24 protein-coding genes are annotated in these 25434 nt (G+C 42.2%); 15 read left to right on the top strand and 9 right to left on the bottom strand.

The genetic code is table 11. The features are described from left to right. Nucleotides 1–322 precede the first annotated feature (322 nt). The 5 genes from AC5JL8_RS15920 (at nucleotide 323) to AC5JL8_RS15900 (ending at nucleotide 5400) form a co-directional block, all read left to right on the top strand. Complete coding sequence (locus AC5JL8_RS15920) at nucleotides 323–748, top strand: QcrA and Rieske domain-containing protein (RefSeq protein WP_495880132.1); 426 nt, start codon at nucleotides 323–325, stop codon at nucleotides 746–748. Between the two features lie 89 nt (nucleotides 749–837). After that, nucleotides 838–2139: a HEAT repeat domain-containing protein gene (locus AC5JL8_RS15915; RefSeq protein ID WP_495880489.1), complete on the top strand. Its 1302-nt coding sequence runs from the start codon at nucleotides 838–840 to the stop codon at nucleotides 2137–2139. A 286-nt stretch (nucleotides 2140–2425) separates the two neighbouring features. Next, nucleotides 2426–3373 (top strand): LysR family transcriptional regulator, encoded by a 948-nt coding sequence (locus AC5JL8_RS15910; RefSeq protein ID WP_495880131.1) that lies wholly within the window; start codon nucleotides 2426–2428, stop codon nucleotides 3371–3373. A gap of 96 nt (nucleotides 3374–3469) precedes the next feature. Then, entirely contained in the window at nucleotides 3470–4546 is a 1077-nt protein-coding gene (locus tag AC5JL8_RS15905; RefSeq protein ID WP_495880130.1) for an anthranilate phosphoribosyltransferase family protein, read from the top strand. 68 nt (nucleotides 4547–4614) lie between these two features. Continuing rightward, nucleotides 4615–5400, top strand: coding sequence for a metal-dependent hydrolase (locus tag AC5JL8_RS15900; protein WP_495880129.1), 786 nt, complete (start codon nucleotides 4615–4617; stop codon nucleotides 5398–5400). Nucleotides 5401–5416: 16 nt separating this feature from the next. Here the strand turns inward: AC5JL8_RS15900 and AC5JL8_RS15895 are convergent, their stop codons facing one another. From AC5JL8_RS15895 to AC5JL8_RS15885, 3 genes are all read right to left on the bottom strand, one after another. After that, nucleotides 5417–6319 (bottom strand): MBL fold metallo-hydrolase, encoded by a 903-nt coding sequence (locus AC5JL8_RS15895; RefSeq protein WP_495880128.1) that lies wholly within the window; start codon nucleotides 6317–6319, stop codon nucleotides 5417–5419. A gap of 13 nt (nucleotides 6320–6332) precedes the next feature. After that, on the bottom strand, nucleotides 6333–6716 hold the full coding sequence (panD, locus tag AC5JL8_RS15890) for an aspartate 1-decarboxylase (protein WP_495880488.1): 384 nt from the start codon (nucleotides 6714–6716) through the stop codon (nucleotides 6333–6335). 205 nt (nucleotides 6717–6921) lie between these two features. After that, a complete protein-coding gene (locus AC5JL8_RS15885; RefSeq protein WP_495880127.1) occupies nucleotides 6922–7434 on the bottom strand; it encodes an inorganic diphosphatase in 513 nt (170 codons plus the stop codon). Nucleotides 7435–7614: 180 nt separating this feature from the next. Here AC5JL8_RS15885 and AC5JL8_RS15880 point away from each other — a divergent pair, with 180 nt between their 5' ends. After that, a complete protein-coding gene (locus AC5JL8_RS15880; RefSeq protein WP_495880126.1) occupies nucleotides 7615–7737 on the top strand; it encodes a hypothetical protein in 123 nt (40 codons plus the stop codon). A gap of 140 nt (nucleotides 7738–7877) precedes the next feature. Here the strand turns inward: AC5JL8_RS15880 and rsmG are convergent, their stop codons facing one another. Further along, nucleotides 7878–8615 carry a 16S rRNA (guanine(527)-N(7))-methyltransferase RsmG gene (rsmG, locus tag AC5JL8_RS15875; RefSeq protein WP_495880125.1) on the bottom strand — a complete coding sequence of 246 codons (738 nt, stop codon included), beginning with the start codon at nucleotides 8613–8615 and terminating at the stop codon, nucleotides 7878–7880. A gap of 144 nt (nucleotides 8616–8759) precedes the next feature. Then, entirely contained in the window at nucleotides 8760–9434 is a 675-nt protein-coding gene (locus tag AC5JL8_RS15870; RefSeq protein ID WP_495880124.1) for an ABC transporter ATP-binding protein, read from the bottom strand. A gap of 444 nt (nucleotides 9435–9878) precedes the next feature. On the opposite strand from AC5JL8_RS15870, the gene AC5JL8_RS15865 reads away from it, so the two are divergent. The 4 genes from AC5JL8_RS15865 (at nucleotide 9879) to AC5JL8_RS15850 (ending at nucleotide 13512) form a co-directional block, all read left to right on the top strand. After that, nucleotides 9879–10814 carry a Sll0314/Alr1548 family TPR repeat-containing protein gene (locus AC5JL8_RS15865; protein WP_495880123.1) on the top strand — a complete coding sequence of 312 codons (936 nt, stop codon included), beginning with the start codon at nucleotides 9879–9881 and terminating at the stop codon, nucleotides 10812–10814. 96 nt (nucleotides 10815–10910) lie between these two features. Continuing rightward, nucleotides 10911–11363 carry a DUF3531 family protein gene (locus tag AC5JL8_RS15860; protein WP_495880122.1) on the top strand — a complete coding sequence of 151 codons (453 nt, stop codon included), beginning with the start codon at nucleotides 10911–10913 and terminating at the stop codon, nucleotides 11361–11363. 17 nt (nucleotides 11364–11380) lie between these two features. Continuing rightward, nucleotides 11381–11812 (top strand): NUDIX hydrolase, encoded by a 432-nt coding sequence (locus tag AC5JL8_RS15855; protein ID WP_495880121.1) that lies wholly within the window; start codon nucleotides 11381–11383, stop codon nucleotides 11810–11812. A 260-nt stretch (nucleotides 11813–12072) separates the two neighbouring features. After that, nucleotides 12073–13512, top strand: a complete 1440-nt coding sequence (locus AC5JL8_RS15850) for a DUF3370 domain-containing protein (RefSeq protein WP_495880120.1) — start codon at nucleotides 12073–12075, stop codon at nucleotides 13510–13512. Between the two features lie 96 nt (nucleotides 13513–13608). Here the strand turns inward: AC5JL8_RS15850 and AC5JL8_RS15845 are convergent, their stop codons facing one another. Beyond that, nucleotides 13609–13914, bottom strand: a complete 306-nt coding sequence (locus tag AC5JL8_RS15845) for a small RNA NsiR4-regulated ssr1528 family protein (RefSeq protein ID WP_495880119.1) — start codon at nucleotides 13912–13914, stop codon at nucleotides 13609–13611. A gap of 201 nt (nucleotides 13915–14115) precedes the next feature. Between AC5JL8_RS15845 and AC5JL8_RS15840 the strand changes: the two genes are divergently transcribed. Further along, nucleotides 14116–14502, top strand: a complete 387-nt coding sequence (locus AC5JL8_RS15840) for a hypothetical protein (protein ID WP_495880118.1) — start codon at nucleotides 14116–14118, stop codon at nucleotides 14500–14502. A gap of 68 nt (nucleotides 14503–14570) precedes the next feature. Here AC5JL8_RS15840 and AC5JL8_RS15835 read toward each other — a convergent pair whose 3' ends face one another. The 3 genes from AC5JL8_RS15835 to AC5JL8_RS15825 form a co-directional block, all read right to left on the bottom strand. Beyond that, nucleotides 14571–14825, bottom strand: a complete 255-nt coding sequence (locus AC5JL8_RS15835) for a hypothetical protein (protein WP_495880117.1) — start codon at nucleotides 14823–14825, stop codon at nucleotides 14571–14573. A gap of 78 nt (nucleotides 14826–14903) precedes the next feature. Next, nucleotides 14904–17978 carry a phosphoenolpyruvate carboxylase gene (gene ppc / locus AC5JL8_RS15830; protein WP_495880116.1) on the bottom strand — a complete coding sequence of 1025 codons (3075 nt, stop codon included), beginning with the start codon at nucleotides 17976–17978 and terminating at the stop codon, nucleotides 14904–14906. Between the two features lie 102 nt (nucleotides 17979–18080). Next, nucleotides 18081–18317 (bottom strand): hypothetical protein, encoded by a 237-nt coding sequence (locus AC5JL8_RS15825; RefSeq protein ID WP_495880115.1) that lies wholly within the window; start codon nucleotides 18315–18317, stop codon nucleotides 18081–18083. Between the two features lie 212 nt (nucleotides 18318–18529). Between AC5JL8_RS15825 and AC5JL8_RS15820 the strand changes: the two genes are divergently transcribed. From AC5JL8_RS15820 to AC5JL8_RS15805, 4 genes are all read left to right on the top strand, one after another. Further along, nucleotides 18530–21574, top strand: a complete 3045-nt coding sequence (locus AC5JL8_RS15820; RefSeq protein WP_495880114.1) for a DUF1574 family protein — start codon at nucleotides 18530–18532, stop codon at nucleotides 21572–21574. A gap of 93 nt (nucleotides 21575–21667) precedes the next feature. Continuing rightward, nucleotides 21668–23167 carry an MBOAT family O-acyltransferase gene (locus AC5JL8_RS15815; protein ID WP_495880113.1) on the top strand — a complete coding sequence of 500 codons (1500 nt, stop codon included), beginning with the start codon at nucleotides 21668–21670 and terminating at the stop codon, nucleotides 23165–23167. A gap of 222 nt (nucleotides 23168–23389) precedes the next feature. Beyond that, nucleotides 23390–24472 carry a photosystem II q(b) protein gene (psbA, locus tag AC5JL8_RS15810; RefSeq protein WP_495880112.1) on the top strand — a complete coding sequence of 361 codons (1083 nt, stop codon included), beginning with the start codon at nucleotides 23390–23392 and terminating at the stop codon, nucleotides 24470–24472. A 175-nt stretch (nucleotides 24473–24647) separates the two neighbouring features. Beyond that, the gene (locus AC5JL8_RS15805; RefSeq protein ID WP_495880111.1) at nucleotides 24648–25370 is read left to right on the top strand and encodes a hypothetical protein; all 723 of its coding nucleotides are present in this window, start codon (nucleotides 24648–24650) and stop codon (nucleotides 25368–25370) included. Nucleotides 25371–25434: the final 64 nt, after the last annotated feature.

The raw sequence follows: 25434 nt of genomic DNA, 5'->3' as shown, positions 1-25434 counted from the left end.
ACTTGAATTATGGCTTCAGGAACAATCTTTGCGTGCTTCCATTTGGTAAAGGTGTAAAGGTTGTTCTGGTACTGAAAGTGTAACGATTTACATACTCTTAAGGTTAAAGTGGTAATTTAGCTAAAATCGTATAAATAGCTACGAAATTTTGATAAAATTGCCAAAAACGTATTATTCTGATGCGTTTTCTGCACTTAGTATGGCTATTTAGGGGCGCAAGCCTCATGAGTAAGAGCGATTGCGCGGATCGCAGCTAATTTGAATTCAAAAATTCTTGAAGATGGCGTATGTTAGTTAAAACCTAGACATAATTGCAACAGCCATGAAACGTCGTGATTTCATTAATTGGGTAGGTTTAGGTTGGATAGCGAGTTCTTTGCCTGTAGCAATTGCCGCTTGTTCTTCCCAAACAAATGCACCGACGTCTTCAGTATCTGGGGATTGGCAAAAAGTAGGCACTTCCACGGATTTAGATAAGACTGGCCAATTGTTGGAGAAAAACTCACCTGTTGGAGCTGTGCTGGTAATTGGTACATCTAAAACTGAAAATATAATTGCTGTTAACCCCACCTGCGCTCATGCAGGTTGCATAGTGACATGGCAAGAACAAGCAAAAAAATTCTCTTGTCCCTGTCATGGTTCAGAATTTGGAGTTGATGGTAAAGTGCAAAAAGGCCCAGCTACAGAACCATTAAAAACTTATGCCGCTAAAATTGAGGGCAATTCTGTTGTAGTGAAGCAAATATGAGTAGAACGTTTTTAAACGCAAAGGTACGCAGAGTTTTTATTGAGCCGCCATTGAAAAAATATAAACTAGCAGAATAGGGGATTCTACGAATCGTGAATAATATCAACCAGCTTTTGGTGCAGGCACAGGCAGCACATGATGCAGCTGATTGGTCATCGCTGATGCAATATTTACAGCAGATGATTCTAAAAGAAGACTCTACAAATCCAGAAATAGTGAAAAATCGAGAATATCTCCTGGAATTAGCACTCTCGATTTTAGATATGGGAGATTTTCAGCAACGCTGGGACATTGCCAAGGTTTTGATTCAATTGGGTAATGTTGCTATTCCTCGGCTAATTGAGATATTAGAAGATGAAGACGCAGAGGAAGAAGTACGCTGGTATGCGGTGCGAATATTGGGCGAGTTTCAGCATCCAAATGCGATCGCTCCTTTGGTGCAATTATTGAAAAGCGCCGAAAATCAAGAATTGAAGGAAATGGCCGCTGCCGCATTAGGGCAAATGGATACTCTGGCTATCGCGGCACTCTCCGAACTCTTAATAGAGGAAGATACACGACTTTTAGCAGTGCGATCGCTCTCTTACATCCGGCGAACAGAAACGATTGTACCGCTGTTGAGTGTGGTACAAGATTCCCAAGCCACAGTTAGGGTTGCAGCAATTGAATCCCTCAGCAGTTTTCATGATGAACGTGTACCACCCATATTGATCAACGCTTTGAATGATGTGGCTGCTACAGTCCGACGCGCCGCAGTGCAGGGTTTAGGTTTTCGTCCTGACTTATGCGAAACACTCGATTTAGTCGCAAGATTGCAACCTAGACTGCATGACTTAAATGAAGACGTTGCTTGTGCAGCAGCAATTGCCCTTTCCCGGATGGCTTGTGACGAAGCTGCCCAACACTTATTCCAAGTGCTGATCTCACCTCAGACATCGCTGAAGCTGCAATTAGAGATAACTCGTGCCCTTAGCTGGTTAGGGAATTCTTCCAGTTTGGAATATCTGCAACAAGCGCTGAATCAAAGCTCGCTAGAAACACTGTGGCAGGAAATAGTCACAGTTCTAGGGCGAGTACAACAGCCGCAGTTAAGCATCATAGCCACAGAAATTTTGCTGGAAATGCTGGAATCAAAGCATCCAGCTACAGAAATAACCAACATCAAAAGCGCGATCGCTTTGTCTTTAGGGCAGTTAGGCAGATTGCAGGCGATTGAACCATTGATTTTGCTATTGGCAGATCCAGATGCACAGGTAAGACTACATGCGATCGCTGCACTTAAGAATCTAGCGCCTGAAGTCGCACATCAACAATTACAGCAGCTAGCGAATGATGCCGCACTCACACCAGATTTGCAACAAGGAGTAGCGATCGCCCTGGCGGAATGGTAACCAAATTACGAATTACGAATTGCGTTGCCCCAAAATGTGATGAACCAGAAATTTTCATTTTGGTATTTAGATACAGCAAAAGAAAATAATCAAATTTTTTGAGAGGAGAATTTGCTAGTAATCTGACGCAAAGGCGACTATGGACGAGTAAAACCGTAAAATACTAATCCGAAAAATTTAAATTAAAATATTGTAAAGAAAATTCCTGGTAACAAACTGTACCAAATTTAGGAGAAAAAACCGTTAAGTTAATGAAATCTCTAAATGTAATTCAGGCTACGAAAAAATGCGACTAGAGCAGTTGCAAGCCTTTCTTGCGATCGCGGAAACAGGCAGCTTTCAACAAGCAGCGCGGAAATGCGGTGTTACTCAATCGACAATTAGTCGCCAAATCCAAGCATTAGAAGCAGATTTGGGGATAGAACTGTTTCATCGAACAACTCACGCCAAACTGACGCTGGGAGGCGAACGTTTGCTGCCTCGTGTTCGCAAAATTTGCCAAGAGTGGCAAACTGCTACAGATGAATTAACAGATTTAATTGCAGGAAAGCAGCCAGAATTGTGCATTGCAGCCATTCATTCAATGTGCGGCTCATATTTACCACCAGTGCTACAACAATTTTGCCGCGATTATCCAGATGTACAACTGCGGGTAACCTCATTGGGTAGCGATCGCGCTTTAAAAGTTCTCAAAGATGGATTAGTAGATCTAGCGATTGTGATGAATAATCGCTTTTTGACTACTGGCAGAGAAATGGTGGTAGAAGTACTCTATGACGAACCGATAGAAGTTCTCACCGCAGCCAAACATCCACTAGCTCAATACGAATGTATTCCTTGGCCTGAGCTAATTCGTTATCCGCAAGTGGTGTTTAAAGATGGTTATGGGATGCAACGCTTAATCCAAGATAGATTTGAGCGCATAGAAGTCACACTCCAAGCTGCTTTAGAGGTTAACACCTTAGATGCTTTCCGGGGAGTGGTGCGCCAAGGCGAACTCATCGCTTTGCTACCTCACTCAGCATTAATTGAAGCACGACACGACCCCACTCTGGCAGTGCGCCCTTTAGCCAGTAATATTTCTGGTACTTTGCCTGATAGTTCTAGCTTGACTCGTCGAGTAGTTATGGTGACAACTGGCGATCGCCTCCAAATACCCCCCATCAAGCACTTTTGGCAACTGGTGCGAGAAAGTATTCCACCGCAAATACGCCAGCAGCGATCGGCTTCGTAAGCCTGATGAGTTTCTAGTCAAAAATGTATATTTCCCAGATTGGCTAATAAGTAATTACTATGACTAATGAGTAATGACCAATAATTAATTACTGTTATGAGCAACGTATTTAGGCAATTCGTGCAAAAGGTAGGCAGTGGTAACCACACAGCAGAAAACTTAACTCGTCCTGAAGCGTCCACGGCTACCAAAATGATGTTGCTAGGTGAAGCAACACCAGCCCAAATAGGAGCATTTTTAATTGCCCACCGCATCAAGCGTCCCACAGGAGAAGAGTTAGCAGGGATGTTAGATGCTTACAATGAATTAGGGCCAAAGCTTCAACCTATTGCTTCTGCACGGTCAGTGATAGTTTTGGGAATACCTTACGATGGCAGAACGCGCACCGCACCAATTAGTCCGATCATAGCTTTACTACTGGCTTGTGTAGGTCAACCAGTAATCATGCACGGTGGCGATCGCCTACCGACAAAGTACGGACTGCCCTTGGTAGAGATTTGGCAAGGGTTAGGGGTCGATTGGACTAACTTGCCACTAGCAAAAACTCAGCAGGTTTTTGAGCAAACAGGAATTGGCTTTGTTTATACGCCTAAACATTTTCCCTTAACCCAAAGTATTTGGGATTACCGCGACCAATTAGGTAAGCGTCCACCCTTGGCGACAATGGAGCTAATTTGGTGTCCTTATGCTGGGGATGCTCACATTATTGCTGGGTTTGTCCATCCTCCAACGGAAACGCTATTTCAGGAAACATTGGCGCGGCAAAATGTAACAAAATTTACATTAATCAAGGGCTTGGAAGGTAGTTGCGAGTTACCACGCGATCGCACTGCTATCATTGCCTTATCAGCACCTGAAGCCTCTGGGGATCTAGAACGGTTGCACCTCGTACCTCGTGAATATGGATTTACTACTAAGAACGTCCCCCTTGGCGCTACTGAAGAACTGTTTACCGAAATGCAAGCAGTTTTAGCTGGTCACTCTGAAGAACTGAAGCAAACAGCCTTATGGAATGGAGGTTTTTACCTTTGGCGTAGTGGCATTTGCCCAGATATGCGATCGGGTATAGCCAAAGTAGAAGAATTATTAACCAGTGGTGCAGTAGCAGCAAAACTTCAAGAACTCGCTCAAGTAGTAAATTCTGTTTCTGAAGCAGTTTTTCAACCAGTTTAAGTTGTAAAATTATTATTGTGGTTAGTGTGGAATTCTCTCTAAGTTTTTAGTTGAGAAGATTAACCCAGATGGATAACATCAAAGTCCGGCAATTAAATCTTGATTTTTCTCAATCTTTTGAAAGATACTGGTTTAAACAAAGTATTTTCAAAACGCACTTATTTAATAGCTTCACCCTTGGCGTTCCTGATATTGAAAAATATCTAATTCGCAATGCCAAAAAAAGAATCAAATTTATTGGAAATCCTCAACTAAAACAACAAGCCCAAGCTTTTATATTGCAAGAAGGTCAACATTCGGTTCAGCATATAAAATTTTGGCATAACTTAAAATCTTTAGGTTATAAATTTGATACTTATCTCAATTGGCTACAGATGATTTTTTTTAATATTCTGGAACGCCGAATGAGTACGAATTTAAATTTAGCTATTAGTGTAGGAATTGAACATTTGACTACTTTAATGGCTGAATTTGTTTTAGAAGTTGATTTATTTGCCGAAGCTGAACCACAATTAAAGCAGCTTTTTGAATGGCACGCAGTAGAAGAACTCGAACACAAAACAGTTTTATTTGATGTATTGCAAGATAAAACTAGTAACTACCTGCTGCGTCTAGTAGGTATGTTTATAGCTCATATTTTAATTTTATTTTTCCTGAATTTAGGTTTAGCTATATTGCTGTATCAAGACAAAAAATTGTTAGATAGAAAAGTGTGGCAGGAGTTAATCGAGTTTTGGATTACCAAAGATAAGTTCTTGTACAAAGTATTATTCAACGCAATAGATGCTTTGAAAAAGGACTTTCACCCTTCACAAAAAGAACATTTATGGTTGATACAGAAGGTGGCGGTATAAGCTAAAAATTTGAAAATTACTTACCAATAGCTAATGTTAGACCTTCACGGGCTAACAGCGCTTTAGGATATGCAGATTTAACTTTGTTTTGCATTTGATCAAGAAAATCATCATCATCATCTGGGTGATGGTGAGATATGACCAAGCTTTGTACACCACCGCTATTAGCTAAATTGACAGCAGTTTGCCACTGCAAATCAGATGAGTCATGGTTGTGAGCAGTGGGAGGAGTGTATGTAGCATTGGCAATTAGTAAATTCACGCCATTAATAAACTGTAAAATTCGTTCTTGCTCTAATGGTTCGGCATTCTTGTGCAAATCTGTAACGTAGGCAACGCTATAATCCTGCCAAGTAACTCGATAGCCTACTGAGCGCTGAGTTTGATTAATTACTGCTGTGTTAATTATGACATCATCTAGTTTGACCTCGCTACCTGGAGTTAGATTGTGAAAATGCAATTCCGACTGCATTACCTGTAAAGGGTAAGGAAAGTGCGGTTGAAGCATCTGGTCATGTAGGCATTGTTTGATTGAGGCACTATTAGAGGCAGCTGTGCCGTAGATATGAAAGCAATTTTTTGCAATAAACGCAGGAGCAAAAAAAGGAAACCCTTGAATGCGATTTGATTGGGAGTTAGTAAAAAATAAGTGGGCTTCTACTGGCTGTTGCAATTTTTGCCAAGCTTTACCCAATATACGTAAGCCAGTACCCCCATCAAAAATTAAGTGTTTCCCTCCTACAAGCATTTCTACACAAGCAGTATTCCCACCATAACTATGGGTGCTGCTATCTGGAGTAGGAATTAAACCCCTAACACCCCAAAATTGCACGAGCAATTGTTCTGCTGAACCACTTAGTACAGTAGTTTGCTTCTCGGTTAAATAGCTTTGGGAAGCCGACAGTTCAAAATTTGACATTATTCTTTGAAGTCTAGACCTTACTGAGCAGGTCATCGTAGTGCCGCACTTCCAACAGTCGGTTTTTTTCGTCTACAATGACGACCGTAGGCGAGTAATTTTGCAACTCTTCCGGAGTGAACTGCCCGTAAGCCATTATAATCAAGCGATCACCTATAATGCCTAGACGTGCCGCAGCTCCATTTAGCTCGATTACTCCTGAATTGGCTGGAGCAGGTATTGCATAAGTAATGAAGCGCTCGCCATTAGCATTATTCACTACTTGTACCTGTTCATAGGGTAAGATGCCAGACTTTTGCAACAGAACTTTATCTATGCTGATACTACCTACATAGTTGATGTTTGCCCCTGTGAGAGTACAGTTGTGAATTTTTGCCAAAAGGAGAGTACGCTGCATTGCATTTAGGGATTCTGTGGCAATTTTTGTGTTTCGTAACCAGTAAAAATTATTATTTCCTGGTTCTTCAACTTTGGTGACTAGGATTTTAGCTAGTTTGTGCCAAAGTAGATAATTCAACTTTAAATTACTAACTGAGAATTGGGAATTGAACACCAAGTATTAGTAATTAACCCGATGCTCAATTCCCTACTCTCATGATCAATTATCCTTTAACAGCTTTGATGGATTTTTCTACCAAAGCATTAACTTGGTCAACATCCTGCCAACCGAGAATTTCAGTTACTTTTTTTTCCAGATTTTTATAAGTGCGGAAAAATTCAGCAATTTCATCCAAGCGGTGTGATGGTAGGTCTTTCAGAGATTTTATTTGAGCGTAGCGCGGATCTTTGTCAGGAACGCAAAGAATCTTTTCATCGCGATCGCCCCCATCAATCATCTCTAGCAAGCCAATCGGTCGCGCAGCAATTACACAGCCTGGAAAGGTTGGCTCATCGACGATAACCATACCATCTAAAGGATCGCCATCATCGGCTAAAGTATTGGGCACAAAACCGTAGTCATATGGATATTGTACCGAAGAATAAAGTACCCGATCTAGGGCAAAAGCTTGCAAGTCTTTGTCGTATTCGTATTTATTTTTACTCCCGCCTGGAATTTCAATCAGAACGTTGATTAAACCCGGTTTTGGTTGGGCAGGTATACGGGATAAGTCCACAAAAAACTCCTCTTATGACACAGTAAATTACGGGCGCACTTAATTGCTTCCCCGTGTAGAATTTTAGGGCCAAGATGGACTTCTTCCCAAGGTATTAATTTCACAACGGCATAACATACTTGCCAGCGCGGACACGCTACACGAAGGCCGAACGGGTTCGGCACTCTCAGCCGAGGCGGAATGATTAGCTACAGGCGTGGAGAAATTACCATCCTGAATAGGGGAGATTTGGAAGGTACATCTTGTGAATGTTATTCGATTATCAAAAATGAGTACGCTCGATTGCTTGGTAATCGCGTCTAGACTAAATAACACACAAGCCTTTGTCTTGAGATTAACTAATTCCTTTTTCCTGATCTAGAACACTTGTCTACATCTGTATATTTAATCTTGCCCAATTGCGTTCGCAACCTAATTCTACGCAAGAACAGCTAGCTCAGAGGTCAAAGTGGCTTTTGAGTAGGTATTCCAACAGCACGGGGGAAATTAGCTGGCGTGGTTGCTATCTTACGTAAGTACAAGCAGTGACGGATACTTGTACTTAAAGGAGTAGTAAATTGTTCAATTGATTCTACAACGCCACCTAAGTGTTCAACTGCATTATGTAAAGTTGTAGTTTCTTCTTCTGTCCAATTACCACGGTAAATTATGGCTAAACCACCCAGGTTGAGCAATGGTAAAGCATATTCCGCACAGACGGAGGCTGGCCCAACAGCGCGGATTAAGGCAATATCGTAACTTTGTCGATGCTGGCATTGCTGGCCTGTTTCTTCAGCTCTACCAATCAGAGTTTTGGCATTGCTCAGGGAAAGTTCGGTTAATATTTTATCCAAAAAAGTAATTTTTTTTCGGGTTGAATCTAAAAGAGTAATTGTGCAATTTGGTACAGCGATCGCTACTGGAATGCCAGGAAAACCCGCACCAGTACCAATATCAATTACAGATGCACCTTCTTGTAGAGAAGAGATAAATCTTCCCTGAGGCGCAATTCCCCGCAGAGAATCCCACAGATGTTTTTCCCAAAATTCTTGGGGGTCGGTGATGCGAGTTAAATTGAGGTGGCGGTTACCTTCTAAAATTAACTCGTAAAGTTGCTGGAATTGCAACTGTTGTTGAGCAGCTGGTTGCCAATTGAGAGTTTGCTGCCATATTTCTGCCATTTCAGGCAATAAGTTAGTCATTGGGCATTAAACATTGGGCATTGGACATTGGGCATGAAAATTCATGCCTTTATTGTGGGCGATCGCCCATGGAGTTCTAGCTTGAAAATAAGGTAACTATGCTGAGGACACAAGGAGTTTCCCCGCATCCCCAACTCCGTGATCTCACGCCGCAGGTAGGGGTTCTTTAATTGTGGCTTCCAGTGTTGTTGGGTCAACTGATTCTAGTTCACCATGGTTGAGCGTCCAGCAACTATCTGCGATCGCCAACATATCCCCAGCATCGTGTGTAACTACTAACAGTGTCCAATCTTGTTTCAACTTCGCCAATAAACTGATCAACTGACGACGCATCGACCAGTCTAAACCTGCTGTTGGTTCGTCCAGCAATAATAAATTTGGTTGGCGAATTAACTGTACTGCCAAAGCTAAACGCCGTTGTTGACCACCACTTAAAGCATAGGGTGCAGCTGACAGCGATAAATGATCTAATCCTACTTCACCTAGTGCCTGTCTTACTCGCTCTATCCCTAGTTCTGGATGCCCTAAACGCAATTCTTCTAAAATTGTACCGCCGCAAAAATGCCGTTCAGGAAACTGAAACACCAGCCCAGCTAATTGTTGCAGCTGTTCAGATATAAGTTCTTGTTCACGCCAAAAAACTGCGCCTGATGTAGGTTCGGCTAGTCCAGACAAAATTTCTAATAAGGTACTTTTACCAGAACCACTTGGGCCAATAATCAAACCCAGCTGTTGAGGTGCTAATTCCAGGTTGATTGTTTTAAGAATCGCTGTTGGGCAGGCTGTGGGGTGATAAATCAGATTTCTGAGATAGAGCATTTGTAAAGATTACCAAAAAGTTGGCGAATAACTGATCACTACGCTGAACTACACTAAGAGCAACTGGAAAACTCTAAAAATTTTACATAGCGCATAACCTGCCTTAAAACCTTAATCTAACAGCAATAATCATCTATCCTTTCTGAAAGTGACGAATTTTTCTTGGCAAATATCCGACACTAACTACAAAAGCCCCACTTCAGGTACTTCTTTCTATTGTGGCAGACTTCGCTGTTATACCAGAGCAGCTTTGTGGTGAAAGCTTTTAATCCAAAAGCCTATCGTATGAGCCATGGCTACAACCAGCATGGGAACCTAGAATAATTACGGAAGTCGATCTTATAAATCATGCTTGCTGAAACAGGCGCACGTTAAGATTAAACATTTTTTGCATTCTAAGTAACACAAACAACTATTACAACCGCAATTATTCTGAGGGTTACAATGACTAAATGGTTTTCTGCTCCTCAACCAATTGTGTTTGCTAGAGTGAGTCGTTTTGCTCAGGCGACTTTTGCAACCGCGATCGCATTTCATCTATCAATTCTTCCTTCTCTAGCTGGAGATCCGTTTCGTACTACCAAACCTCGTGAAATTGGTGACAAAACAGAAGCAGCTTTTAAAGCAGTTTTCCAACAAGGTAACTATCGAGTGGCAGAAAGCTACTTACAAGAAGCGCTATCCAGTGAGCCAAATGAACCTCTAGCTTATGCAATGAGGGCATCCTTAGCATATGTTAATAAGGATTTCTCTACACTAGACACATACAGCAAGAGAACCTTAGAAACCGGACAAAAGCTGATTTCTAGCGATCCATTGCGCGGCAATTTATATGTAGCAGTAGGAAATTTCTTAGAGGGTGGTGCAATTATTAGCCGTGAGGGTGCAGGCGGTGCGCCAAAAGCCTTAAGTCGACTACGGCAAGTTTATCAACATTTAGACAAAGCAGAAGCGATTTCTGCCAACGATCCTGAACTTAACTTAATTAAGGGCTATATGGATTTGTTACTGGCCGTGAATTTACCTTTTGCTAATCCAGATGAGGCAATTCAACGGTTGGAAAAAAATGCTGCGCCTCAATATCTAGTGGATCGGGGTATTGCCCTTGCCTATCGAGACTTAAAAAATTACTCCCAGGCACTTGATTATGCCAACCGTGCTTTAAAATCAGCATCGGATAACCCAGAGTTGTATTATCTCAAAGCTCAAATTCTTCACGCACAAGGTAGAAGAGAAAACAGCCGACAACTGATTCAGGAAGCGATCGCTAACTTTGACACAGCTTTGGCTAAAAGATCCCAACTACCAGCGGATTTGGTAAGACAGATTGAGTCTGAACGCAGCAACGCTAACAGTCGTTTGAGTAACGCAGTCCGATAATTAAATAGAAATAAGCGCTCAAGCGCTTATTTCTATCTCATGCCTCACCCTGATATGCTTGTTTTGAGAAAATAGTAATTCACATATTTGACAGCAATGCACATCCAGTTTCGTGAGTTTAATCCTTTTGATGTATGGATTTGGCTAAAATTTAGCACCATTCCTTCTGGTCGTGAAAAGCAGTATGTAGAAGAGGTTTTTAATTCCTGGTTTTATCTGGGCAAATTGGGTGCATTTAATGCAGAAAATCTCCAGGTGCAGGAAACAGGGTTGGATATCAGCTATATGAATTACGACTCCCAAGGATATGACAAAAGCTTACTAGCGCTGATGCATAACATGGGTGAGATTGAGTATGAGGGGCAGTGGGCACGTTGTTGGTTTGATTTAGGAACCAGTGATGCGATCGCTTTGGATATTTTAATTAATGCTCTCAAACAACTGAGCGAGGAATATGTCACTGTTGAAGAATTGTACATTGGCGGTGAAAATGCAGACTGGCCCGTTGAGGATAGCGACAGCCGTTCTTACTCCATGTACGATAATTAATTATTTAAGTTAAACCAATGAACAAACCAGGCGAAATTCGGATGTTAGTCTTGGGACTAATTCGTGATGGCGATCGCATTTTTGTTTCTGAAGGTTACGACCCCACAAAACAGTCAACATTTTATCGTGCTTTAGGTGGTGGTGTTGAATTTGGTGAAACTAGTCGCGCAGCTTTAGAACGAGAATTTCAAGAAGAAATTCAGGCAGAATTAACAAATATTCGCTATTTGGGTTGTATAGAAAACCTGTTTATGTTCAATGGGAGACAAGGGCATGAAGTAATTCAACTGTATCAATGCGATTTTGCAGACCCTAAATTTTATCAATTAGAAAGCTTAATTTTTTCAGAGTCAGCAAATCATAAGCATAGAGCGCTTTGGATAGATATTTATCGGTTTAAATCTAGCGAATTAAGGTTAGTGCCAGAAATATTTTTTGATTATTTATAAGCTGTGTGTGCAAGAGAAAATTATTTAACAAAACAGGTTATTTTTCTCTTGTTAGCGAACCGCAGAGGACGCAAAGAGCGCAGAGAGTGGCAGAAGAAAATTTTACGAATGATTTAGGACTGCTGTATGTTAAATTTTTCTAATAATTCATAACAATTTTGTTACGTAAGTGTTGAGTGCTTCTCAGAAATCAGTCTCAAGGAACTTGTAGTTAAAATGGGTCATTTTTGACACTAAAGCTTCCTTGAAAAGTAATATTTATGCCTGCTAATCAGCTACAAAACAAACTATCTGCAACTATATTCATACTGTTATCAGGACTTGCGATCGCCCAAAGTTTTGGATGCACAGGTTTTAAATTAAATCGTCCTAGTGACGGTTCAGCAGTTGCCCAAACTTCGCTCAAACCAGCACCTCAAGAAATTGTGCAACCAGGAGAAGTACGTGCTTTACCTGGGAAGTTGGATACAATACCTGTCTTTAACAGCAATAGCCCAGAATGGGTAAAAACTGAGGGCATTTTACTGTCAACCTTTTCCCCTACTGGTAAAAAAACTCCAGCAGCACACCTTAATTTTCCTTTTCAGGGACGCTTTGACTTATTTGCTCATCACTATATCCACACACCCAAGGATTTACAGACGCTGTACTTAGGCGTAATTTTGCATAACCCAGGTAAAAAAACCGTGTCGGTGAATATTTTACAAGCGGCGAGTTGTTTGATGCAGGATGCGCCCTTTACCACTTTACCTTCCTACGTAGAAAATAATGATGGTAAAGCTTTCTCAGGGCCAGGCGATCGCGCCGTTAGTGATGTATTGCGAGGTATTAGGCAAGCAGATTTCCCGGCAAAGCTGGTAATTCCACCTGGACAAAGCCGATTGTTACTAAATCATCCAATTCCCGTAAAAAATCTGGAAAAGCCTGTGAATGGACGCTCTAGCTTTATGAGGCTGCGTAGTAGTGGCAAAGTTTATACAGCTAGCTTGGCAATGTTCGCTAGGAAAAATTCTGATGGTAGTGAACGCGCACCCACTCTCAGAGAATGGCAAACTCTATTAAATACCGGAACCTTTGCAGGGCCACGGGATAAAACCCCTACTCCTCCAGATGCTACTAGTGGACAACTGATTTATGGGCGTGTAGCTGGTGTGTCCCAAGGTTCCCAGTGGCAAGCCAAACTGGTAGATTCCAAAGCCCAAACTCTTACAATTCCTCAGCGTGGCAAAGTAATTTCTTATGCTTTAGACACTCTACGAGGTGGTCGATTGGGTACTGAACAAATCCAAACAGCAAAGATGCTGGTACGTTATCCAGATACCGCATACGAAGCCCACGGCAATTATGGAGTGGAATATAATCTCAGCTTGCCATTAAGCAATACAACTAATCAAACCCAAACAGTTACCGTTACTTTAGAAACACCTTTAAAGGAAGATAAATTATCTCAAGGTGGTCTACGCTTACGCAAACCATCCCTAGATTTTCCCTTTTTCCGTGGTAGTGTGCGGCTACGTTATATCGATGACCAAGGACAACAAAAGACGCGCTACGTGCATTTATGGCACAGAACAGGCCAGGTTTTAGAACCGTTACTAAAGGTTGTGCTGCCACCTTCAACTCAGCGAATGGTGCAGGTAGATTTAATCTATCCACCAGATTCAACACCACCGCAAGTGTTGAGTGTCAGAACGCTGTAATTTTTGAGCGTATGTAGTTTCAAAAAATATCACCTGCATCTCTTCCCGTGGCTGAGGTAGAGTTGCAGGTGGAGTTTAAAAATCTCTAATTATTAATTACTTGCCGCTGTAAAAAAAAGCAATTTCTTTTTCTTTTAAGGGTGCAAAGCCAGCTTCTACAAGCAATGTATCAAGTTCTGCTTGGGGAATATGTTTGGCCCCAATACGCACGATGCGCGATCGCATGGTGTTAGATACACCACTACGTTGTCTATTTGCCTCCAGCGCCATCACTTTGTTATACAGTTCGAGTTTGGCAACTGGAATAGGAGAACCGTCAAAATCAATTCCTTGTGCGATCGCTTCATCAATAGCATCAGCACCTGTAGTTGTTTGATTTACTGGATTAGTTTCAGCAGGCATGACAATTCGCTCAGAAGGCTATAGGTAGATTTTACCAGCCTTGCTCACACTAAAAACCAATTACGGAACTCGGTGCTGCGCTAGCTTTTTTTGCTCCCATAAAATGATTTCAATGGTTTGGCATTGAAAGTGACTATACTGTTGTCAGTTTTGAAGATTTTGGTTTAATCTCAAACCAACGGTGTAGCAATAGGTGATGCTATGTCTGATGCTCAAACTCCTTACGATCAGGATCGTACCCTCGAACAAGCTCTGACTAACAAAATCATAGACGACTATTTTGACAACTCTGAAAGTTGGCTCAGAGCCATTTTGCGGATGTGTATCTTCTCTTTGGCTCACCTAGATGGAAAAACAGTTTTCGTCGTTGAATGCCCAAATCAAGCAGTGGCCAAGCGTCTCAGCCGCAAAACTTATCCGTTTCGAGGGATTGTATATTATTTAACTGACTATTTAGACGGTCATGATCGCACTCTTTTTTGCTACAAAGAAGCCAAAGGAGGAACTTGGCGCTGTTTCGATAGCAGCACTCACTCCTGGAAAACCTTGAGCCATTTGCAAACACCCACTGATTTGAAAGAGTGCTGAGTGCTGAGTGCTGAGTTGCTACCTCCCCTGCTCCCTGTCCCTCTGCTTCCCAGCCTCCAGTCCCCAGCTTAATTACAAGCTTGGCGAGTTGCCAAACCAGCGGCAAATGCTCCCAAGACTGTGCCTATCCATAATCCTGTTGTGCTACCTTGCCACATTGCTCCTGGTGCTACCCAAGTGTTACACATCTCCTTTAAGCCCCAAGGCTGGTTTTGACACTTTTGGCTATGAAATATGAATGTGATTTGTCCACCGAAGTAAAGTCCAAAAAATCCTGATGATAATGCCACCAAAGTACAAATTAAAATTCGCTTGTTAGCCATTAGTTATTAGTCAGTTATCAGTTGTCAGTTAACATTCAAACACTGCTTACTGATAACTAGACACTGATTAGTGTGTTTTCAACCTGTATTTCTCATACCTGCGGCAATGCCATTAATGGTTAACAATGCCCCTCGCAATAATTCGCCTTTACTGTAACGAGAGTGGATTACCCCAGATGTGGCAGTATTCCGTGACTGTCGTAGGCGCTTGAGTAAGGAAACTTGGATAAAACCTAGCGGTACAATCGTGCCATTACGTAACTGCACTGAACGCTGTAGTACAGGATCGCCATCTAAAAGCCGATTGTGGCCAGTAATTTTTAACACCAAATCTCTAGTGAGATAAAATTCGCTAGCAATTTGCTCAAAAACTTTCTCAAATCTGGGTTTATCTTCGGGATTCGACAACTCCTGGACGTAATGACGTGCCATTTGCATATCTACTTTTGCCAAGGTCATTTCTGCCTTAGAAATTACCATCTTGAAGAAAGGCCACTTAATATAAAAGTATTGCAGCAGCTTTAAGTGTTCTTCTGGTTCTTCGTTCAAGAATTCTTGCAAAGCTGTACCCACACCGTACCAGGAAGGCAATAAAAACCTAGTTTGTGTCCAACTAAATACCCAAGGAATTGCTCTAAGACTACTTAAATCTTTCTTACCAGATGGACGACGCGCTGGACGGGAGCTAATTTGCAATTGGCTAATTTCTTCTATTGGGGTGACTTGGTGGAAAAAGTCAATGAAATCTGGTTGTTCATAGATTAAGGAGCGATAATGAGTACGCGATCGCGCTGCTAGCTCCTCCATAATTTCATTCCAAGGTTCGATATCATCAAAACCTGTCCGCAGCAGACTGGCTTGAATTACCGCAGTGGTGATCGTTTCTAAATTGTACAAAGCCAAGTCTAGCAGAGAGTATTTAGAAGCTAAAACTTCCCCTTGTTCAGTAATCTTAATTCGTCCGTTAATACTATGACCAGGTTGAGCCAAAATCGCCTCATAAGCCGGGCCACCACCTCGTCCAACAGAACCGCCTCTGCCGTGAAAGATCCGCATATTCACGCCATACTGTTCTGCAATTTTTTGAAGTGATTTTTGGGCTTTATGAATTTCCCAGTTGCTGCTTAAAAAGCCTGAGTCTTTGTTGCTGTCAGAATAACCTAGCATCACTTCTTGTAGGTTAAGGGTGAGAGGGCAAGTAGCGGGGGATACGGGGAGATGGGATGATGCGGTGGATTGTTTCCCCGTGTCTGCGGCGTAGCCTCCAGCTAGCAAAGCACGATATAAGGGTAGTTCAAACAACTGCTGCATCACGCTTCTAGAGCGTAGCAAGTCTTCTACCGTCTCAAAAAGAGGAACTACTTGAATTGTACCTACAGCAATTGCGGGGTCAAAAAGTCTAGCTTCTTTAGCTAAAAGTAAAACTTCCAGAACGTCGCTGACTTCGCGGCACATACTAATAATGTAAGTTTGGCAGATATGAATACCAAACTCTTGCTGTAGCGATCGCACTATGCGAAAGGTTTCAATTACATCATTAGTTTTTTCCGAAAATGGCAACTCTGCCGGAATTAAGGGGCGGCGAGTTTGTAATTCCCCAGTTAGCCAAGCAACTCGCTGTGCTTCTGATAATTCATTATAAGATTGGGGTAAAACTTGCAGATATTCCAGAATTTCATTCAGCGCGTCTGAGTGACGTGAAGACTCTTGGCGAATATCCAACTGTGTCAAGTTAAAGCCAAAAATTTCTACCTGACAAATCAGATTATCTAGTTCCCGACAGCTTAAACCGGTTTCGGTCAAGTTGCGCTGAATCATCCGCAGTTCTGCTAAAAAATCCGACCCCGAACGATACATCGGTTTGTCTTCATTTTTTGGCATTTCCCGCTTATACAAAGCTAAATTGCGATCGCGGGTATTTTCCAGCCGTTTTAGCACATAAGAAAGCTTCAGCCGATAAGGTTCTTGGCGATAACGTAGTGCCAGCGCATCATATACTTCGCTCAAATGTGACTGATCTAACTCTAGTGATTCCAGCAAATCTGGTAAGACATCACTCCAGTGCATCGACACGCTTAGTAATTCAACCAGTTGCTTCACTGACTGAATATATCTTTCCAAAACCATTTTGCGCTGATAGCAAGCTGTCTGCCAGGTGATTTCTGGTGTTACCGAGGGATTACCATCTCTATCTGAACCTACCCAAGAGCCAAAAGAGCAGAAATTTTTCTGGGGTGGTTCCAACCAAGGAAAGGTTCTCTCAAGAGCATATTTAAACCGCTTATACAGTTGGGGAATGCCGTCAAATAGAACTTCTTGGAAGTAGTGCAAGGCATAATCTACTTCATCGAGTACTGTAGGCTTGAACTGGTGGAGTTCGTCCGTGCGCCACCACAAGCGAATTTCTTCAAGTAATTGTTCGCGTAATTCTGTCGCTTCCCAAGGATAGCCTCCAATTGTGCTTGCAGTACGGTTTTCTACCGTATCTAGCTGTTGCAATAAATTTACTACCTGTCGCTGCTTATCTCGGATGGTATGACGAACAATTTCCGTGGGATGAGCTGTAAACACTAAGCGCACATCTAATTGTGCTATGAGGCGTTGAATTTGCTGCGGTGGTACATTCAGTTTGAATAAATAGGGAAACAAAGCAGCAAACGTACCTTTTTGTTTTTCTTTCTGTTTAGCGGCCCAAGTCTTTGCTAGTAGATCTGCTCCTAGCGCCTTCGCTACAGGTACATCATTTTCGCTCTGGTTGGATGAATAAGTAACATTTGGTAGATTCTCTGACTCTTCTGCTTCTATTTCTGCGTCAGAATAACGAGTTAGTTGCTGCCGTTGCTCATATTCCTGCTCTATGATGTTGATCAACTGAAAATACAGAGCAAAGGCCCGAGCTGCCCTGATTGCCTCATTGATGTTTAGTTGTTCAATCAACTTGACAGCAGACGATGCTTGGTCATTAGTGGTTTGTCCTTCTGGCGAACACAGATCGCGCAGTTGCCGCAATAAATCCACCATTTTTTGACCACATTCTTGCCGCAGAACCGTTTCCCATAATTCCTCCACTATTTGGAGGCGACGACGCAAAAATAATTCTGATGCGGGATAGATGTTCGCCGCGTGAGACAAAGAGTATAAAAGGGAACTCATATTCTTTATTCTTGCAAAGACGTTTATTGTTGAGGATTCTGGGGTCAGCAAGCAAAAATTATGGAATTTGCCCTGCGTAAACCATTTTTTAGAGTAAAATTTTTAACTATTATTTATTTCGTTATCTTCTGGAAAGTCGAGTATGGGTAGGCGATCGCCCCGAAACAACTCCTCACTGGCTTGTCCCATAGCTTCTAGGGTTTTTACTGTGGCTTGCCCTGCGGTAAGCAGCATTAATATGGACGCTGTACCTATTTGTAGAAGTAAAGATTGGGGAATACTAAACAGCAACAAATTTAATTCGGGGTTAGGTGAGGTCTTTTGGGTAACAGGAGACATTGCTAATTCTTGGTTTACAGATTAGTAAAATAAACAGAAAATCCCACATTAGTAAGGCTTGCAAGTGTATATAACTATCTTTGCCCATTTTGCAAGCTAATAAGGTAACAAAAGTGTTAAAACCAAACTTCCGAGTGTGATAAATCTATGGTTCTAGTTTACAAGTACAGGCACTATCCCCCAATACTTGCTTCCTTTAAAGTTAACTGCCCATGAAAACAGCATTACTAGATCGCCAAAAATCCTTAGTGCAATGGGTAAGCCAAGCAACAGGCATTAACACTTTCGGGGTGAAAGTCCGGTTGCGGGGAAATGATTTACATATCCTTTGCGAAGGTATAGAGTGTCCACAGCGTTGGCGTACTCTGTCGGACTTACTGCAAGCAATACAGCAAACAGATTTGGATGTCCTGACAAATAACGAACAACCCTCAATATACCAAGTATTTGTCTACGGTCGGAAAAAAGGGGAGTCGCGGCCCCAATGGTGTCATCGGGTTTATTTAAATCAACTAGAACGGCACTTAGAGCAGGTCAATCAAGCTCTATTAGCGGACACGAGAAAAAGCAAACAATCGGGTGGAGCGTTAATTCTCTCTAACGAAAGTTTGGCAAAGCAAGGAAATCCAGATGCCATTGCTCGCTATCTTAGCGAAACTTTGAGTACTTTAGGTGTGGCAGTACAAGTAAAAGTCAAGCCGCCAAAGCCCACAATGAAGGGTCAGCTAGAGTCAAATCGTCTGTGGATATGTTGTTATTCGGGTTATAGTCCTGATCCTTTATTGTTAGCAGAGCCAGTATCCCAGAAGTTGCGACATCTCAAGCTGGTAGGCTATCAGGATGCAGTGATTGTTTCGCAAGTAAATGGCGAAACTACACCTGATTGGCTTTTGCGGGTGGATTTGACACCACCAGAGGTGATGCTTAAGGGATGGGCGCGTTGGGGGGATGTGCAAGCGATCGCCCGGCTGTTAACTGAGGTGTTGTTAGAGTCTCAAGTAGCCGTACAAGCTACTCTGCAAGAATCGACTCTACATATTTTTTGCACCCCAGCTTTTGACCCTTTAGAAAACGCTTCAGCACCCGATAAAACTTTATGCTTGGAGACGATCGCATCTCGACTCGAAGCGATCGCGCCCCAAGGTATTCTCGCCGCAACTGTCTATGGAAAAACAACCACCGACAAGCAGCCAGCTTGGATTGATTGGCTGTCTTTACCTGCTGCGGAGCATCCAGCCCTCGCTACATCAGCCCTCGATTTAGCAATATCTGGCGATGAACCTGCTGTACATTTTTTACTAGAGCGTTTACTCAATCCTGATTTAGATAGACGGCTGAAAACAGGCGGTCTTCGTGTCATGCTACGCCAAAAAGGTGATTTATTGCACATTATGTGTGATGCACCCGTTTGTCCAGAGCGTAAAAAAGTGGCATACGCAGTCGTGCAGTTTATCCGCCAGTTAAAAATTCCTAACATTAAGGGGGTACGTGTTTACGGTCGCCGTGCAGGTAATAAGGAACCTGTTTGGCATCACGGTGAAGATTTTGTACATCGTCAACGTTTAGTCCCAGAAGCTACCCCAGAATTTGCTGCTACTGCTATCTACGTTAACGAGCTTGTAACTACTGATACCAATGAATCAATTCTGCGTCCCGACTTAACTACCGAAGAAATCCAAACTTTGATTACAGAGGTAGCACGAGATTGGGTAACAACGGTGAGTACCACAGTGAAGAAATGGCTGCTGAGAACACAGCTATTTGCAGAACCTGACCAATCAACAGAGCCATATTTTGATTCTCAAAACCTAAAAGTCGCTTTGGTCTGGGGTAGCTTGGGGCTGTTACTCACCCTTCAAACCGATTGGGTGTTGGGTCAAATCATGTCTCGCATCACTCGCACTGCTGTACCTAGTACTCCAAAGGTCGCTAGTATTTTGACTTCATCATCTTCTCCTGAAAAGCCATCTGTAAAATTTCAGGAAAATCAAAATCACAGAACAGTATTTTTTGCTAACACTTCTAAAACTAAACCGACTGAAGGTAAGAGTTCTGCATTCAATGCTTCTGGCTTTACCCAAAGTGATGAAACTCAAACAGAAAGCCTAGTAGCTGCACCACTGAAGGAAAAAGCAACCGCAACCGCAATTCTGCTAGCCGCGCGATCGCAAATGCCCAGTTTTAATGCTAGGCAGTTAGATGAGCAAATAGCACTATATAAACAGCGTTTGGCTAAAACTGGTAAACCCCCCCAGGTTTTGATTATGGGTTCCTCCCGTGCGCTAAGAGGAGTCGATCCAGCTGCCCTTTCTCAAGCTTTGGCAACTCAGGGTTATCGCAACATTGATGTATTTAACTTTGGTATTAACGGTGCTACAGCCCAAGTTGTAGACTTTATTGTTCGCCGAGTGCTGGAACCATCGGAACTACCAAAGCTGATTATTTGGGCAGATGGTTCCCGTGCCTTTAACAGTGGTCGTAAAGATATCACTTTTAATGCGATCGCTGCATCAGCAGGCTATAAACAAGCTTTGCAGAAAGCAGTGGCAACAAACAGTAGCGATCGCTTACCCGAAAACTCTGAGACTTCATCTGACGAGGAAAAAACTAAAACAGAAAAGCCCGAAATGAGTAGCTATCAGCTTGCCAATAAATGGTTAAATCAGGCTGTAGCTGCTGCTTCTGCTAGCTACCAAAACCGAGACCAAATTAAAGATTTACTACGCAAACAACTCAACTCGTTGCCTTTAGCTAGCGATCGCACTCAGGCAAGTACATCACCCACACAGCTAAAAACCGATTCCTCAGAAGAGGATACTTCCTTACAAGCGGTTGACTTTGATGGTTTTCTACCTTTGTCTATCCGCTACAATCCCGCTAGATATTATCAAAAACACCCCAGAGTTTCAGGAAATTACGACAGCGATTATCAATCTTTCCAAGTAGTCGGTGAACAAGATACCGCCTTCCAATCATTGCTGCGGTTTACACAGGATAAAAAAATTCCTTTAGTGTTTATCAACCTACCCGTTACCGCAGATTATCTCGATCCAGTACGTAAAAAGTACGAGCAAGAGTTTCAACAATATATGTTGGATGTGTCTAATAATTCAAACTTTATCTATCGAGATATCAGTCATCTGTGGACAAAAATCAATAACTACTTTTCTGACCCCAGCCACCTCAACCGCTTTGGAGCTTACGAAGTCTCGAAGAAGTTAGCTCATGATCCAATGATTCCTTGGCCTACAAAATAGTTAAAGGAGAAAATAAGCAATGGCTATTGAATATTGACGGTTTATTATAGGCTATTAACTCTGAAATATTGCTATGGACACTTGATTATTTAAATGAACTTTATATCAATTTTTTACGGGCTTTTTTTGCTGAGTGTGCTAGTAATTTACTGGACTGTGACAGAACAGAAATCGCAGTTATGGATACTGTTGATTGCCAGCATAATTTTCTATTCATCTTTACATATTCAGTATCTACCACTACTATTAACGCTTACTTTTATTAATTTTCGTCTAGGGCGAGAAATTGGGAAAAATACCTCACCTGGACAGCATTCTCTTGACTGGGAAATTTCTAACGAAGAGTGGCAGTTTGCCCAAGCCGACTGGAATCTGCGTCGTCTCAAGCTTTTGTGGTTAGGGGTAATTTTAAATGTTTTACTCCTGTTAGGATTTAAATACCTAGCACCCTGGTTGAGTTCTGTATTTCCTTGGTCAACAAACTCACAAGATGCTTCTTTTAAATTTATTGCACCTTTGGGAATTTCATTTTTTACCTTTGAGTGCATTTCTTATTTAATAGATGTCTATCGTGGGGCGCCTGCTACTGAACAATTTATTAAGTTCGCTGCTTATAAATTATTCTTCGCCAAACTAATTTCCGGGCCGATTACTCGCTACCACAACCTAGCGAATCAATTCCATCATCTGCAAATTCCTACTCCTGATATAGTCGCACAGGCATTGTGGTTGATTGCTAGAGGTGCAGTAAAAAAAGGAATTTTGGCAGACCATTTGGGTATTTTTGTCGATTTATGTTTTGGCAACTTGCAACGAGCAGGTAGTACCGATCTCTGGTTAGCCACATTTGCCTATGGCTTACAGTTGTATTTAGATTTCAACGGTTATGTAGACATTGCCCGTGGTAGTGCTTTGCTATTTGGCTTAGTTTTACCTGAGAATTTTGACTTTCCCTACTTCAGCACCAGTATTGCGGAATTTTGGCGGCGCTGGCACATGACTCTGGGAGATTGGCTACGTAACTATGTCTACTTTCCTTTGGGTGGTTCCCGTCGGGGTTTAAAGCGCACCTGCTGGAATTTATTAATTGTGATGTTGATTGCTGGTATTTGGCATGGCTCTGCCTGGGGTTTTGTCGTTTGGGGTGCATATCACGGATTAGCTTTGATAGTTCATCGACTCACAGATGCTTTAAGCGAGCGCTTTGAGAATTTAGAGCATTTTTGGCAAAATCCTCTGGGGATATTTTTAGCTTGGCTGTTAACTCAACTTATGGTTTTTACCTCTTGGATTTGGTTTCGCCTACCCAACCTCCAAGAATCTTCTTTGGTAATTCAACATCTCTGGGGTCATCCTGCTGATGTCCAGTTTGCTCAAAAAGTCTATGTAGAAGCTCTAAATATCAGCCAATACCAACTTGCTTGGATATTGGGGGTTTTAGCTGTTCTTATGACCTTAGTTTATACTTTCAAGAGTCGGCTAAAGTTAGAGTTCAACTGGCCCGTTAAGCTTGTCTTTGTACCTCTTTGCCTCTACGCGGTTTGGTTATTAGCCCCCGAAGGCGGCTTACCATATATCTACTTTGATTTTTAATTAATCTTTATTGCTGGAAAGGGTGGGTAATGCCTACCCTTAATGTTACATTTTTTAATAAAAGTTAATTACTGTTAATTACTAATTATTGTTTATTAACTATTGTTAAGTAGAAAAGAATCAATAATATTTTTAATTTAAATTCATGTACACTGAGTGATTACAGGTGCAATTAATTCACCTGATTAATTTTCTCAAAACTAACATCGCACTCATAAAACAATGACAACAACCTTACAACGGCGCTCTGGCACCAGTGTATGGGAACGGTTTTGCGAGTGGATCACCAGCACCGAAAACCGGATTTATATCGGTTGGTTCGGCGTACTGATGATTCCAACCCTGCTAGCCGCTACCACCTGCTTCGTAATCGCTTTCATCGCTGCTCCTCCAGTGGACATCGATGGTATCCGTGAACCAGTTGCAGGTTCCTTAATCTACGGAAACAACATCATTTCTGGTGCAGTAGTTCCTTCCTCCAACGCTATCGGTTTGCACTTCTACCCTATCTGGGAAGCAGCTTCCTTAGATGAGTGGTTGTACAACGGTGGCCCTTACCAGTTGGTAATTTTCCACTTCTTGATCGGTTGCGCTTGCTACCTCGGTCGTCAGTGGGAATTGTCCTACCGCTTGGGTATGCGTCCTTGGATCTGCGTAGCTTACTCCGCACCTTTGGCTTCTGCTACCGCAGTATTCTTGATCTACCCCATCGGGCAAGGCTCCTTCTCTGATGGTATGCCCTTGGGTATCTCTGGAACCTTTAACTTCATGATTGTGTTCCAAGCAGAACACAACATCCTGTTGCACCCCTTCCATATGTTGGGTGTAGCTGGTGTATTCGGCGGTAGCTTGTTCTCCGCTATGCACGGTTCACTAGTAACTTCTTCCTTGGTGCGTGAAACCACCGAAACCGAATCTCAAAACTACGGTTACAAGTTCGGTCAAGAAGAAGAAACCTACAACATCGTTGCGGCTCACGGCTACTTCGGTCGTTTGATTTTCCAATACGCTTCTTTCAACAACAGCCGTTCTTTGCACTTCTTCTTGGCTGCTTGGCCAGTTGTCGGTATCTGGTTTACCGCGCTGGGTATCAGCACCATGGCGTTCAACTTGAACGGTTTCAACTTCAACCAATCTGTGATTGATTCTCAAGGTCGCGTCATTGCTACCTGGGCTGATGTCATCAACCGCGCTAACCTGGGTATGGAAGTTATGCACGAGCGTAACGCTCACAACTTCCCCTTAGACTTGGCTTCTGGTGAAGTTACCCCCGTTGCTCTGACCGCTCCTGCTATCAACGGCTAATACTGAAACTTAGCTAAATAAAAAAGCGCCCTCCATTTCTGGAGGGTGTTTTTTTTAGGAATCTATAGATACACACCAATTGGTGACTAAACATTTCGCGTTCCCAAATTAGATACAGATAGGTATTAATTCGGGGGTTTGCAAATTTTGTTGATGTTATGGTCTGGATATTCTCTTGAAAACTACAAATCAAACGATGGAGACTTGTACTGTACCAGGCTGTAACCAGTCAGTTTCAAAACCAGGTCACAAGCTTTGCTATGAACATTGGAAAGCAAATAATCTAAAAGTGAGTAATGCAAACACTTCTAAGTCTGCTACTCTTTCCTCTTCTAACCTATTACTGTCAACTACGAAAATTAGTGAGCAGCTAGGCTTATCTAGGAATAAGATTAATCCTATCCTTGCTGAATTAGGGTTGCTAGATAAAGTTCCGAATGGTTGGCTAGCTACACGTTTAGGTCTTAGCTTTGGAGCAGTTCAGAAGCATGAGGAGAAAAATAATAAGCCTTATGTTCTTTGGCCAGAGGAAATTCTTAATAATCAAATTTTTGTTGCTGAACTCCGCAAAACAAGTCAACATGAAGATGTCAAGCCTACCTCACTTGAAAGTAATGCTAGCTTAGGCTTTCGTGAGAAATTTCAGGCGGGGGAGTACCGCACAACAGACGGACACTGGGTTCGTTCAAAAGCAGAGTTGGCAATCGATAACTGGTTATATATGGCGGATATTGTTCATGCTTATGAACGAAAGCTTCCTGTAGAAGAAGAAGTTTTCTGTGACTTCTATATTCCATCAGGTAAAGTTTATATAGAATATTGGGGTTATGAAAAAGAGGAGTATTTATCACGTAAGCGGGAGAAACAACGTATCTATCAAAAATATGAGTTCAATTAAATTGAACTGTCTGATTTACACCCGAAAAAGCGGGAAACTTGGTAGCCTCGTCTCTTCAGAGCGA

The organism is Mojavia sp., from assembly GCF_059505145.1.
The sequence above is the reverse complement of the archived record's forward strand: the minus strand, read 5'-3'. Positions and strand labels throughout refer to the sequence as shown.